The following is a 13418-nucleotide window of genomic DNA, read 5'->3' as shown; positions in this document are numbered from 1 at the left end:
TAGATAACCATGTGGACCTGCCCCATTTGCAACCGGGAATTTACTGCCATCAACCAGGTGCACTCCTGCAGGGAGCGTAACCTGAGCGATTTTTTACAGGGTAAATCAGCGCACACGGTTGAACTGTTTGATCATTTGATAAATGAATACCTGCAAATGGCCCCCATTAAGGTTTACCCAACCAAAAGTATGATCGCTTTGGGGCTACGCACAAATTTTGCTTATGTAACTCAGTTAGGTAAAAATTTTATTGATGTAGTATTCCCCTTTAAAGAAATCTATGCAGATAATCTGTGCTTCACTAAAATAAAAACGGTTCCCGGAACTAATGATCATAACCATTACTTCAGAATGTATTTTAAAGAAGATATTAATGAAGAGGTGAGGGGATATATGAGGAAGGCTTTGGAGGGATAATCTTACTCTCCCAAAGCTACTGTAACCTGAAATATTCGATTAGTCGCAATTCCAACGTATGAATACATCTTTTTAATAAGAGAAAATTGTCATTTCGACGAACAGGGGGTGGCACGAGCATTGGGGTGAGGAGAAATCTTATATAAGCGACAAGCGAATATGCAGGTTGTATAAGATTTCTCCTCACCCCTTTCCTTTTTCCCCACGCCTGTTCGTCGAAATGACAACATCTTTTAATACAAAATAAGGGGGGGGATAAAAAGATGTGCCTACATAGTAGCTCTAAAGGAGATGTGTTCCCACAAAGCCTATAAAACAAAAAGACCTCAGATAATCTAAGGTCTTTTTGTTTTATAGGGGTTTATGTGCGGCTAATTCACTCTGTGTATTTCAATAGCCTCAGGTATTGACAACATTAGTGGAACTTTTTCAACCGTTACAAAGCTAAGGTCGAGGCCAAAACCGCGTTCTTCTGATAAACTAACCTTTTTGAGGTATACATAAAAATCCATGATAAAACGCTCATATAACGATAGGCTATGCGAGCGGGAAAATACCTTTTCAATCACCACAAACCTAAAGTCGCCCACTATTTTGTGTTTATTTAGTGATTTATAGTGACTGGTAATATCTACCTCGCCTTTTTTCACCAAGTCTTCAACCACTTTCCTAAACAACAGGTTTATCTGCTGCTCAACCCGGAAACCTAATTTAAAGTCGATACGGATAAGTTTGTTTGGCACCAAAAAGTCAACTTCGTACTCACGTTTGTAGGGCTCATCAACCACATCAACGTGAACCAGCCAGTATACATCTGCACGCTTAGGCTGTTTTTGTAGTATGGAGTAAACAATTTTTGATTCAATTTCCGAATTGAAATTCGCACTGGTTAAATAAACCAGTTGCGATGCGTATTTAGGTACGCTTTCGTCTGCACTTAGTTCATTAATAATGTTGTAATAATCATCAATACCTACAAACTTAACGTAACGGTTCCTGATTTTGCGGGCAGTATGCCATGTCCACATCACTGTAAATAATACAAACCCTATTGATAAAGTGAACCAGCCACCATGTAAAAACTTAACCAGGTTACCGGTAAGAAACGTACCCTCAATAACCAGGTAAACCGCTAAAAACGTATTGATGATATAGGAAGGTACTTTTTTGCGTTTCAGGAATTTAGATACCAGTATGGTGGTCATGAGCATGGCTACCGTGATACTTAAACCGTAAGCCGCCTCCATTTTATCTGAGTGACGAAATATCAGTACCACACCCAAACATCCGGCCCAAAGCAGCCAGTTAACACTGGGTACATACAATTGCCCCTTTTGCTCTGATGGATAATTGATACGTACTTTTGGCCAAAGGTTAAGCCTTACAGCCTCGGCAATAAGCGTAAACGATCCCGAAATTAAGGCTTGGCTGGCAATAATAGCCGCAACGGTAGCTATACCAATACCGAATATCAGGAACCACTCGGGCATAATTTTATAAAAGGGGTTATTGGTATTCAGGTCCATTACGGTGCCATTTCTTTGCAGTAACCAAACTGCCTGACCCAGGTAGTTAAGAATTAAACAGGCTTTAACATATATCCAGCTTATACGGATGTTTTGTTTACCGCAGTGCCCCAGATCTGAGTATAAAGCCTCGGCTCCTGTAGTACACAAAAATACCGCTCCTAAAATGATAAAGGCGTTATGACTGCCGGCAGAACTTAACAGCTCATAAGCATAATATGGATTTAACGCCCTGACAATACCCGGTGAGTGAACAATATAACTGATCCCTAAAACCCCCATCATGGTAAACCAGATGAACATAATAGGTCCAAAAGCCTTACCAACCAGTGATGTACCAAATTGCTGTATAATAAACAGCCCGGTAATAATGGCCATTACAATTTTTACAGTAGGTAATTGTGGGTAGTAAGTTTGTAAACCCTCAATTGCCGATGATATGGTAATAGGAGGGGTAATGATGCCATCGGCAAGCAAGGCGCAACCACCAACAACGGCAGGTACAATAAGCCATTTTGCTTTACGGCGAACGAGTGAGAATAGAGAGAAGATACCACCCTCACCCTTATTATCGGCACGTAGCGTAATCACCACGTATTTCAGCGTGGTTTGCAGCGTTAACGTCCAGAAAATGAGTGAGACTCCTCCAAGTATTAATGTTTCGGAAATTTGGTTTGTACCAACAATGGCTTTGAATACGTATAATGGGGAGGTACCAATATCACCGTAAATTATTCCTAAACTGATGAGAAGGCCAGCGGCCGACAGTTTTTGCAGATCTTTATGGTTCGACACTATTTTGATTTTGTGAAGTCGCAAAAATATTAATTTTTTCCATTAAACTTAAATTATCATTAAACGTATAAGTAAATTACGAGTCAAAACCGTAAAAACAGCCCTTATTGTTAAATTTTGTTAAAAAGTTTTACAAAAACGTCATTTTTCTACGTCGTGAGGGCATTATTTATACTTTTGTAGGGAAACTTAATAATGAGGCGAAAAACTACTTACTCTTTTATTTACACATATGCATGGCTTGTATTAGTTGCGATGGCAATTTTTATGAATTTTGCGTTTGCAGCAAGAGTTACGCCCGATAAACTAACTGGCGCTAAACAGACCAAAGGCGATACTACCTATCATGTAACTAAAGCAAAAGGCGGTAAGCCCTCCTATTTAAAAAATGGGCTTCACCTGGCGCTGCCACCTTTAAAACCAGCTGTAACATCAAGTGCAAAAGTAAGTGTATCGCGCCCCGATGATAAGTTGCTTAATGACGTACAGTTGTACCCTAACCCGGTAACCGATCAGATTAACCTGAAATATTCGGTTAGTCGCAACTCCAACGTAACGGTTAAAATAATGGATGTGCTGGGGAATGATATAACCACCGTATTTAACCAACGGGTTGAGGTTGGTGATCACAATATCAGCTACTCCATAAACAACAAACTTAGTCGCGGCTTTTATTTTGTACGCGTAGTAGCCGGTACCGAATCGGTTATTAAAAGGATCTCTGTATTATAACATCCGCCTTTAAGTGCCTATAGGGCTTATAAAAAAATTACGCTCCATTTTTATCAAAGGCCGGGTATTTCACCCCAACATCTACACTTTAAAGCTTACGTCTATGCCAAACCCATCTATTTTTTTAGCTTTGGCGTTTATAGCATTCCCTTATGAAGATAATTGCCATTGGCCGCAACTATGCCGAACATGCCAAAGAATTAAATAACCCGGTGCCAACTGTTCCGGTTATTTTTATGAAACCGGATACTGCCATTTTAAAAGATAACAAACCTTTTTATCACCCCGATTTTTCGGAAGATATCCACCACGAGATTGAGATAGTTCTTAAAGTGAGTAAGGAAGGCAAACATATTGGTGAAAAATTTGCCGGCAGTTATTATGAAGAAATTGGGTTGGGTATTGATTTTACCGCCCGTGATATCCAAAACCGCCATAAAGAAAAAGGGTTACCCTGGGAACTGGCTAAGGCGTTTGATGGTTCGGCACCGATAAGTGCTTTTGTGCCAAAAACAAAGTTTGCCAATATTTATGATATCAACTTTAAGCTGGATGTGGGCGGCGAAACCCGCCAGGAAGGTAATACAGGCAATTTGCTTTTCTCTTTTGAAAGCATCATTGCCTTTGTATCCCAATATGTTACGCTTAAAAAAGGCGATCTGATATTTACGGGCACTCCTGCAGGTGTATCAAAGGTAAAAGTAGGCGATAGGCTGGAAGGCTATCTGGAAGGTGAGAAAATGCTTGACTTTTACGTAAAATAAGCATGATTAAAAAAAGAATTATTGTTATCTGCGCGCTGTGCACCGGTTTTTATTTGAATTTGCAGGCGCAAACTACCACCATACAAAGCAGGCCCTATCCTCAAAATTATTTCCGCTACCCGCTCGATCTTCGGCCGCCTACAACGGCAGGGTCATTTGGCGAGTTAAGGCCTGCACATTTTCACTCCGGACTTGATTTTAAAACCAACCAGCGTACAGGTTACCCGGTGTATGCCGTAAATGACGGCTATATTTCAAGGGTACGGGTACAGTTTGGAGGCTTTGGGCGAGCTATTTACATCACCCACCCCAATGGTTATACTACGGTATATGGTCACTTGCAAAGCTTTACCCCGGCGGTTGCCGCGTTGGTAAAAGCTTACCAATATGAGCATCAAACCTTTGAGGCCGACTTTAAATTATTACCCACGCAGGTACCCGTTTGTAAGGATGAAGTAGTGGCCATATCGGGCAATGCGGGGGCATCGGCCGGGCCGCATGTGCATTTCGAGATCAGGGATACACAAACCGAAGAAACTATCAACCCTCAGCTTTTTGGCTTAACTATCCCGGATAAGATTCCGCCCAGTATTAGTTCCATCGGAATTTATCACCTTAATGGCAACCCGTTTAGTGAAAAAACGCAGCGTGAGTTTATGGCAGTTGGCGGTGCCGCGGGTAATTATCATTTAGTAAAACCACAGGTGTTACATTTAAGTGGTAATATCGGTTTTGGTATTAATGCCACTGATATGAACAGTACATCGGTAAATCACAATGGTATCTACTCCGTTGAGCTGAAACTTGATGGCCAAACGGTATATACTTTTGCAGTTGAACGTTTCGCGTTTGATCAAACACATGCCATTAACGCCTATATTGATTATCCGGCTTTTACTTCATCGCACCGGTGGATGCAGAAATGCTTTATTATGCCGGGCAGCCATATTTCGCTTTATCCGCAATCTATTAACAGGGGCATCATTACCTTTAATGATAATGCGATGCATGATGTTGAATATGTTGTAAAAGATGTAGCCGGCAATACTTCATCATTAAAATTAAAGGTACAGGCAAGTCCTTTTATAGCAACTGCCAATAAAATAGAAGGCACTTTGTTTCACTACGATAAAAAAAGCGAATTCAGTAGCGATAAGGTGAAGGTTACCGTGATGCCCGGGAATTTGTATGACGATCTGGATTTTATCTACTCTAATTCAGCAAAACCGATTGGCGCGTACTCTTCTGTACATCATATTCATAACCACTTAACACCTGTTCATGACAATTATGAGCTGTGGATAAAACCCGAGGTTGACCTTGGTAAATATGCTGATAAAGCAGTTATTGTAAGCACCGCGGGCTTTTGCCAGGGTGGTTATTACCAGGATGGCTGGGTAAAATCGCAATTGAGCACCTTTGGCGATTTTTATATTAAAGTGGATACCGTTCCACCGGTGATCCATCCGTTAAATATCAAAAACGGAAGTAATATGAAAATGGCCCACAGTATTAATTTCAGGATGAGCGATAACCTCTCCGGCATAAAAAGTTACATCGGAACCATTGATAATAAATGGGTTTTAATGGAACTGGATTATAAAACTAAAATTCTAAGTTATACCTTTAACGGCGATATTACGCCGGGCAAGCACACTTTTAAGCTTACCCTTGCAGATAACAAGAACAATTTTGCAGATTTTACCGCAGATTTTTACCGATAATACTCAAAACTATGTCAACATTAAAAGAAGGCGATAAAGCCCCGGGTTTTACAGCAAAAGACCAGAACGGAAACACCGTTTCGCTGTCTGATTATAAAGGCAAAAACGTAATACTTTACTTTTATCCTAAAGATGATACCCCAGGCTGTACAGCGGAGTCATGTGATTTTAGGGATAATTACCAATCATTGCTAAGCAAAGGTTACGAGGTGATTGGTGTAAGTACCGATGATGAAAAATCACACAAAAAGTTCGAAACCAAATATAGCCTGCCCTTTACCCTCATAGCTGATAATGAAAAGGAAATTGTTGAAGCTTATGGTGTTTGGGTAGAAAAAAACATGTACGGTAAACAATATATGGGCACCGCCCGCACTACCTTTATTATTAATGGCGATGGAATCATTGTGCATTTAATTAGTAAGGTTGATACCAAAAACTCCTCACAACAAGTGCTTGAGTTAGTAAAATAAGTGTTAAAAGAACAATAAATATTTTTTACTTTAGCCGATCAGTTTCCTAAATTTATAATGAAATCAACTATTAAAGACTTAGAAAAAATCGCGTCACAAATCAGGCGCGACATTGTACGTATGGTACATGGTTGTCAATCTGGCCACCCGGGTGGTTCATTAGGTTGTACCGAGTATTTTACCGCCCTGTATTTTGAGGCGATGAACCACGATCCTGAATTTAACATGGATGGCATTGGTGAAGATCTTTTCTTTTTATCAAACGGTCACATTTCGCCGGTGTTTTACAGCACTTTGGCCCATGCCGGCTATTATGATAAAGCAGAACTGGCTACCTTCCGTAAGCTTAATTCGCGCTTACAGGGTCACCCTACAACACATGAGCACTTACCGGGTGTACGTATTGCTTCAGGATCATTAGGCCAGGGATTATCTGTGGCTATTGGCGCTGCTTTGGCTAAAAAGCTTAATGGTGATAAAAGCCTGGTTTACACGCTGCATGGTGATGGCGAGCTACAGGAAGGACAAATTTGGGAAGCAGCCATGTTTGCGCCGCACAACCAGGTAGATAACCTGATCTCAACTATTGATGTAAACGGACAACAGATTGATGGGCCAACTAAACTTGTTTTATCACTTGGCGATTTACACGCCAAATGGGAAGCTTTTGGCTGGGATGTTTTGGAAATGAAAGGTAACGATATGGCCGATGTAGTTAAAACGCTAAAACTGGCTAAAAGCCGCAGCGGACAGGGTAAACCTATCATGATATTAATGCATACCGAAATGGGTTATGGCGTTGACTTTATGGTTGGCAGTCACAAATGGCATGGCGTTGCTCCAAATGATGAGCAATTGAAATTGGCCTTGGCTCAACTGGAAGAAACCCTGGGCGACTATTAAGCCCCCGGCCCCCTAGGGGGAGCGAAAATAAATAACTATCATTAACTACAATTAATCAAAGTAGCCCTCTCTTTTGGAGGGGGTTGAGTGAGGCCTCTCATGAAAAAATATACTTACACAGATAAAAAAGATACCCGCTCGGGCTTTGGCGCCGGGTTGCTGGAAGCCGGCAGAAAAAACGACCAGGTTGTGGCTCTTTGCGCCGACCTTATTGGCTCGTTAAAAATGAATGATTTTATTAAGGAATTTCCTGATCGTTTTGTACAGGTAGGTATTGCCGAAGCAAATATGATGTGCATTGCTGCAGGTATGACCATTGGCGGTAAAATACCTTTTACAGGTACCTTTGCTAACTTTTCAACCGGCAGGGTTTACGATCAGATCCGTCAGTCGATAGCTTACTCTAACAAAAATGTTAAAGTTTGCGCATCACATGCCGGCTTAACTTTAGGCGAGGATGGAGCAACACACCAGATATTAGAAGATATCGGCCTGATGAAAATGCTGCCTGGGATGACTGTTATCAACACTTGCGATTACAATCAAACCAAGGCCGCCACTATGGCCATTGCCGAATATGAAGGTCCGGTTTACCTTCGTTTTGGTCGCCCGGTGGTACCTATTTTTACAGATCCAGATCAAAAGTTTGAGATTGGAAAAGCATGGATGGTAAATGAAGGTGCCGATGTTAGTATATTTGCAACCGGTCACCTGGTATGGCAGGCTATTTTAGCAGGTGAAATACTTGCAGAGCAAGGCATTGATGCCGAGATTATTAATATTCATACCATTAAGCCTTTGGATGCAGAAGCTGTATTAAAATCAGTAGCAAAAACAGGTTGTGTGGTTACTGCCGAAGAGCATAACCGTTTAGGTGGATTGGGCGATAGTATAGCACAGGTTTTAGCTACACATACCCCGGCCCCGCAGGAATACATTGCTGTAAATGACAGCTTTGGTGAAAGCGGAACGCCCGAGCAGCTCATGACCAAATACGGCCTTGATGCAGAGCATATTGTGCTTGCCGTGAAAAAGGTTATCGAAAGAAAAAACAAAAATGCTTAATTAGCATTTAACTATAAAAATTATAAAATGTCGGTGCAGGTTGAAGATATAGAGATTTTAAGCAAGTTCCAGGACGAAAAAACGCGTAACGAAGCATTTAACCTGTTGCTTAAAAAGTACCAGCAAAAAATTTACTGGCACGTTCGCCGTATGGTTATTGACCATGATGATGCGGATGATCTTGTACAGGATGTTTTTATTAAAGTTTGGAAAAATCTGTTGGGTTTTAGAAACGATGCGCAACTTTATACCTGGATGTACCGCATAGCATCCAACGAATGCATTACTTTTTTGAATAAGAAAAAGCAAAAAAATAATGTTTCGTTGGATGATGTTGCCTATGAACTGGCTGATACACTGGCCGATTCGAGCTATTTTAACGGCGACGCGGCACAACGCAAATTGCAGGAAGCACTGTTAACGCTGCCCGAGAAACAGAAACTCGTGTTCAATATGAAATATTATGAGGATATGAAGTATGAAGAGATTTCGGCAGTGTTGGGTACAAGTGTAGGTGCTTTAAAGGCATCTTTTCACCTGGCTGTTAAAAAAATAGAGGCATATTTAATCTCTAAAGATTAATTCAGAATTAATTCAGATTTACGTTAAACCTTTTAGCACTTTGTTCATCTATAGTTATGTATGAAAAGCGATATGGACAATAGGGAATGGCTGGATGATTATACGTCACTTAAACAGATCAACGCAAATGATCCGTTTACTGTGCCGGCTGGCTATTTTGATGAATTAGCGCAGCACATAACATCACGCATCAGGTTGGAGGAGTTAAAAAGCTCATCTGCAGGGTTTACCGTGCCTGAAAATTACTTTGAACAATTAAGCAGCAATATACAAAGCCGTGTAAATGTTGAATCGGCTTTGGGTACCGGGAACTCCGGTTTTACTACTCCTCCCAATTTTTTTGAGGAGCAGGCAAGCAATATCCAAAGCAGAATTGCCATTGAGCAATACGTGAATAATGAAGCTGAAGGCTTTGATGTTCCTGAAAATTATTTTGAGGAACTGGACAATAACATCCAAAGCAGGATTGCTATTGATGAGCATTTGAATAATCGGGATGAAGTTTTTGCGGTTCCTGAAAATTACTTTGAAGAGTTGAGCAACAACATCCAAAGCAGGATTGCTGTGGGGGAGCTTTTGGAACATGAGTCAGAAAGCTTTACCGTGCCGGCAAATTATTTTGAGCAGCTTAACCAGAATATTTTAAATAAAACTGTTAACCAGCCAGAGGAAGTTGCCCAGGTGATTAACCTGCAGGTTGCGGTTCAAAAGCGGGGCATTGTTCGTAAAATGTTTGCTTCGGCTACCTTTAGGTATGCTACCGCGGCATGTTTTGCTTTGATCCTTGGCATTGGTGTGGTTTTGAAAAGCCCGACGCCTACAGATCATAATCACTCTTTTTTACATGAGGAGTTATCTACAGTGCCTGTGGCCGAAATAAAAAGTTACCTGCAGTTGCATATGGATGCGAGCGATACCCGTACACTGATGGATGGCTCACAAAAAATTAACAGCCAGAATTTGGATGAGGATTTGTCAGATTATATAGATACTAATTAATTAAGGAGCTTTAATGAGTAAGTTGATCAGGCATATTTTTATTTTATTATTTATTATAGCTGCAGGCTTTGAATCCTATGGGCAGGCCAATAGCCTGGTTCCGGCTAAGCCTAATGTTACGCGTACAAAAAAATCAGGCATGGGTGCCAAGCTTGAGGCTGCACGCAATAATTTTATCAGCAAACAGCTTGATCTCAGCGATCATGAATCAACTAAATTTTGGCCCTTATACCGTCAATACCAACAGGAATTAACTGCAGTACGCATTTTAAAGCGCTTAAATAATTCCAGCGCATCTTCCAATGGCACAGAGCAAATTGATAAGGAAATTTACTATGAAAGCCAACTTGTGGCTATACGTAAACGCTACCGCGATTCTTTTTCAAAAATACTCCCCCCCGAAAAAGTAAGCAAATTGTATAAAAGCGAGCAAGAGTTTAATGACGAGCTTATTAAACAACTCAGCGAGCGCAGCGAACGGGCCGGGAATTAATTAACCAAACGCCGGTATTTTATTTTCTTTTAGTTTAGCAGATGCTTTTGATAGCGCAACTAACAAAAGTTCAAGGTTAACCGGTTTTGATATATAATCATCCATCCCGCAGCTTAAGCACTCTTCCTTATCTTCCAACATGGCGTTAGCTGTCATAGCGATAATTATCGGTTGTGTCATGGCAATGCTCCTGATAGATTGTGTAGTTTCAAGACCATCCATTTCTGGCATTTGTATATCCATAAGGATAACATTAAATTCATGAAGTTCAAGCAGGACAAGTGCTTCAATGCCATTCAATGCCACCATAGGGTCATAGCCCAATTTGTTTAGTATCCTTACAATCAGCTTTTGATTTATCAGGTTATCCTCGGCAACAAGTATACTTAGTGGGTTTTCGAGAGCAAATTCGGTGTGTAGTACGCTTGGTTTAAATTTTTCCGTTTGCCGTATCCCAGTTTCCTGCTGCAATGCCATTTGAATTACCCTGCATAAGGCTTGTTGTTTCACTGGTTTAGTTAGTATAGAAGCAAACAGATTTGGAAACTTTTTACCGGTTTCATCGCCAATAGAGCTTAGCAGGATAACCGGAAGCAAGGGACTCCTCTTGTTTATAAGCTGAGTAAGTTGTATCCCATCCATTTCGGGCATCTGCATATCAGTTAAAACCAGGTCAAAGCCTCTTTCTTCAAGTAATAGCAAAGCTTCTGCGGCGGTGGAGGCCATAACTGGAACTAACTTCCACTGCTCCAGTTGCATCTGTAAAATTTTACGGTTGGTAAGGTTATCATCCACTACCAGGATATGTTTACCCTCTTGCCCTGTCATCATATAAGGAGCCTGCAGGCGCACAGTTTTCTTACTGGCTTTTACTTGCATAGTAAAATAAAAAGAGGTGCCTTCATTAATTTTACTAATAATTGAAATTTCACCTCCCATCAGTTCAACCAACCTGGCGCTGATAACCAGGCCCAGGCCAGAGCCGCCATATTTACGCGTTGTTGATGAATCAACCTGGGAAAAAGCATGAAAAAGCCCCGATAATTTATCCTCAGGAATACCTATACCCGTATCCCTTATTTCAAACGCAAGTTCAATCAGTTCACCATGCTGGTGGGTTTTATTTAATGTAATCCCCAGGAATACCTCTCCCTGCGTGGTAAACTTAACGGCATTACCAATAAGGTTAATCAATACCTGTTTCATACGCATGCCATCTGCCAGCAATTGCTGCGGAATGTCACCACCAATCTGGTATACCAGATCAAGGCCAATACGGGCCGCTTTACCAGAAAACATATCCATCACTTCTTCAATACATTGTCGCAGGTCAAAATCATGCGGATCAAGTTCAAGTTTTCCTGATTCTATTTTTGAAAAATCAAGAATATCATTGATCACATTTAGCAGGGTTTCGCCACTGCTGCGAATAATTTCTACATATTCTGCCTGTTCGGTATTCAAGGGGGTTTCATGCAGTAATGAAGCCATACCCAATACGCCGTTCATGGGGGTCCTAATCTCGTGGCTCATTGTAGCCAGGAATACACTCTTAGCTTTGTTGGCTTTTTCTGCTTCTTCGCGGGCTGCATGTTCTTGTTCCTGCTGCATATTCAAATCTTCATTGAGTACCCGTAACTCTTCTGATTGAACTTGTAGTTCTTCTGATTGTGCCTGGAGTTCCTCAGACTGTACCTGCATTTCTTCATTCAGCTCCTGTAGCTGATCAGATTGAATTTGCAATTGTTCTGTCCGCTGGTTAAGGTTGCTGATATAATCCCGAAGGGTTGTTTTCAGTAGCCCAAAATCCTGGTAAAGCTTTTCAATTTCAATGCTATTTGGCAGAAATTTATTTTCGACCTCCAAATGCCGGATATCCCGAAAATCAGAATAAATAAATGCAGCCATCCGTTTATTCAATTCTTTAATGTCTGTAGTTAAATATTTTGATAATACCCAGCTTAATATCACAATTAACACTAATGAAAAGGCGGTTATGAAAATGATTATCGTGTTAAATTTTATATTTAAACGGCGAATCTCATAATTGGCAGAATTGTTCATCCGGGCATATTGGTGGTCAAACTTGTCAACCTCTTCCAGGGTTTGCGGAACGATACCTGCATTTTTTTGCACCCCAAGGGTTTCTGCTAAAGAAACGAACTGAGAAAAACAGTTTTGGTAATTGGTTAGTGCCCGGTAGCTATTGGTATTTCTTGGAATGTTTTGCAGGGTATGATTTACCTGTGAAAAAAGCAGTTTTGCAAACTCCATCCTGCCGCGCAGCATATAATCCTTTTCATGGCGCCTCATTTGTAAAATATCAATTTTAGATACCGAAGTGGAATCTTCTATGAAATGAGCATATTGACGCATCTTACCTTCCAGTCCCTCATCCAAAAAACCTTTTTTATAATAAAGCGTTTTGAGTATTCTTCCTAATAATAATGTTTTCCGGCTTATTTTGCTAAGACTATCAAGCGAGGCACCTACCTTGAGACGGCTTTGAACTGCACTATGTTTTACGCCGGCCAATTCTAAATTGATTCCGCTTTGCAATGCCAAAAAACGGTCGATATCTTGTTGCCTTCCTGTATGATAAAATGACGGATCATGAAACCCGGACAGCATAAATTTTTGTAAATAGCCGGCACTTTCCAGATATTTAACCTGGATGGTGTTAATTCGACCGGAAAAAATAGTGATCTGTTTTTTTTGATGATCAATCATCAGGTAGGCCAAAATCCAGATGAGGATTACCAGCATAAAGGAAAAGAAGCTTAAAACGAGCCTCGCCCTAAAGGATCTAAGCAATGAAATATCTTTAAAATGCACGCCTCATCTTACGTAAAGAGTAACAGCCTGGTTGTTAACCCTGTATTAAGGTTTAGGTAAGTTTATTGCCGGACACCTATTTTTTTGATTTGCTAAATGGTAAATTAAAT

The 13418-nt window shown here is 40.7% G+C and carries 12 protein-coding genes; 10 read left to right on the top strand and 2 right to left on the bottom strand.

Annotated features, from left to right (window positions below; all coding sequences use genetic code 11):
• The first annotated feature begins 9 nt into the window (after nt 1-9).
• Nucleotides 10-417 (top strand): DUF5655 domain-containing protein, encoded by a 408-nt coding sequence (locus AC1D0K_RS09965; protein ID WP_295720931.1) that lies wholly within the window; start codon nt 10-12, stop codon nt 415-417.
• 371 nt (nt 418-788) lie between these two features.
• Here AC1D0K_RS09965 and AC1D0K_RS09960 read toward each other — a convergent pair whose 3' ends face one another.
• Nucleotides 789-2738, bottom strand: a complete 1950-nt coding sequence (locus tag AC1D0K_RS09960) for a KUP/HAK/KT family potassium transporter (RefSeq protein ID WP_477397208.1) — start codon at nt 2736-2738, stop codon at nt 789-791.
• 267 nt (nt 2739-3005) lie between these two features.
• Between AC1D0K_RS09960 and AC1D0K_RS09955 the strand changes: the two genes are divergently transcribed.
• The 9 genes from AC1D0K_RS09955 (at nt 3006) to AC1D0K_RS09915 (ending at nt 10473) form a co-directional block, all read left to right on the top strand.
• Nucleotides 3006-3470, top strand: a complete 465-nt coding sequence (locus AC1D0K_RS09955) for a T9SS type A sorting domain-containing protein (protein ID WP_477442784.1) — start codon at nt 3006-3008, stop codon at nt 3468-3470.
• Nucleotides 3471-3622: 152 nt separating this feature from the next.
• Nucleotides 3623-4234, top strand: coding sequence for a fumarylacetoacetate hydrolase family protein (locus AC1D0K_RS09950; RefSeq protein ID WP_477394185.1), 612 nt, complete (start codon nt 3623-3625; stop codon nt 4232-4234).
• A gap of 2 nt (nt 4235-4236) precedes the next feature.
• On the top strand, nt 4237-5958 hold the full coding sequence (locus tag AC1D0K_RS09945) for a M23 family metallopeptidase (RefSeq protein ID WP_477394183.1): 1722 nt from the start codon (nt 4237-4239) through the stop codon (nt 5956-5958).
• 11 nt (nt 5959-5969) lie between these two features.
• Nucleotides 5970-6431 (top strand): thioredoxin-dependent thiol peroxidase, encoded by a 462-nt coding sequence (gene bcp / locus AC1D0K_RS09940; protein WP_295720926.1) that lies wholly within the window; start codon nt 5970-5972, stop codon nt 6429-6431.
• Nucleotides 6432-6488: 57 nt separating this feature from the next.
• Complete coding sequence (locus tag AC1D0K_RS09935; protein ID WP_295720925.1) at nt 6489-7334, top strand: transketolase; 846 nt, start codon at nt 6489-6491, stop codon at nt 7332-7334.
• A gap of 99 nt (nt 7335-7433) precedes the next feature.
• Nucleotides 7434-8399, top strand: coding sequence for a transketolase family protein (locus AC1D0K_RS09930; RefSeq protein ID WP_295720924.1), 966 nt, complete (start codon nt 7434-7436; stop codon nt 8397-8399).
• Between the two features lie 27 nt (nt 8400-8426).
• Complete coding sequence (locus AC1D0K_RS09925; protein WP_295720923.1) at nt 8427-8981, top strand: RNA polymerase sigma factor; 555 nt, start codon at nt 8427-8429, stop codon at nt 8979-8981.
• 72 nt (nt 8982-9053) lie between these two features.
• Nucleotides 9054-9980: a hypothetical protein gene (locus AC1D0K_RS09920; RefSeq protein WP_477394178.1), complete on the top strand. Its 927-nt coding sequence runs from the start codon at nt 9054-9056 to the stop codon at nt 9978-9980.
• A gap of 13 nt (nt 9981-9993) precedes the next feature.
• Nucleotides 9994-10473, top strand: coding sequence for a hypothetical protein (locus AC1D0K_RS09915; protein WP_295720921.1), 480 nt, complete (start codon nt 9994-9996; stop codon nt 10471-10473).
• On the opposite strand, the gene AC1D0K_RS09910 is transcribed toward AC1D0K_RS09915, so the two are convergent.
• A complete protein-coding gene (locus AC1D0K_RS09910) occupies nt 10474-13239 on the bottom strand; it encodes a response regulator (protein ID WP_477394175.1) in 2766 nt (921 codons plus the stop codon).
• Nucleotides 13240-13418: the final 179 nt, after the last annotated feature.

Source organism: Mucilaginibacter sp. P1_A3, assembly GCF_056406855.1.
The sequence above is the reverse complement of the archived record's forward strand: the minus strand, read 5'-3'. Positions and strand labels throughout refer to the sequence as shown.

What these genes read in the sequence shown, in the direction of transcription:
- AC1D0K_RS09910 (WP_477394175.1), bottom strand. Translation starts at nt 13,239, where the DNA reads ATGCTGGTAATCCTCATCTGGATTTTGGCCTACCTGATGATTGATCAT.
- bcp (WP_295720926.1), top strand. Translation starts at nt 5,970, where the DNA reads ATGTCAACATTAAAAGAAGGCGATAAAGCCCCGGGTTTTACAGCAAAA.
- AC1D0K_RS09935 (WP_295720925.1), top strand. Translation starts at nt 6,489, where the DNA reads ATGAAATCAACTATTAAAGACTTAGAAAAAATCGCGTCACAAATCAGG.
- AC1D0K_RS09950 (WP_477394185.1), top strand. Translation starts at nt 3,623, where the DNA reads ATGAAGATAATTGCCATTGGCCGCAACTATGCCGAACATGCCAAAGAA.
- AC1D0K_RS09930 (WP_295720924.1), top strand. Translation starts at nt 7,434, where the DNA reads ATGAAAAAATATACTTACACAGATAAAAAAGATACCCGCTCGGGCTTT.
- AC1D0K_RS09915 (WP_295720921.1), top strand. Translation starts at nt 9,994, where the DNA reads ATGAGTAAGTTGATCAGGCATATTTTTATTTTATTATTTATTATAGCT.
- AC1D0K_RS09925 (WP_295720923.1), top strand. Translation starts at nt 8,427, where the DNA reads ATGTCGGTGCAGGTTGAAGATATAGAGATTTTAAGCAAGTTCCAGGAC.
- AC1D0K_RS09955 (WP_477442784.1), top strand. Translation starts at nt 3,006, where the DNA reads ATGAATTTTGCGTTTGCAGCAAGAGTTACGCCCGATAAACTAACTGGC.
- AC1D0K_RS09920 (WP_477394178.1), top strand. Translation starts at nt 9,054, where the DNA reads ATGGACAATAGGGAATGGCTGGATGATTATACGTCACTTAAACAGATC.
- AC1D0K_RS09945 (WP_477394183.1), top strand. Translation starts at nt 4,237, where the DNA reads ATGATTAAAAAAAGAATTATTGTTATCTGCGCGCTGTGCACCGGTTTT.
- AC1D0K_RS09965 (WP_295720931.1), top strand. Translation starts at nt 10, where the DNA reads ATGTGGACCTGCCCCATTTGCAACCGGGAATTTACTGCCATCAACCAG.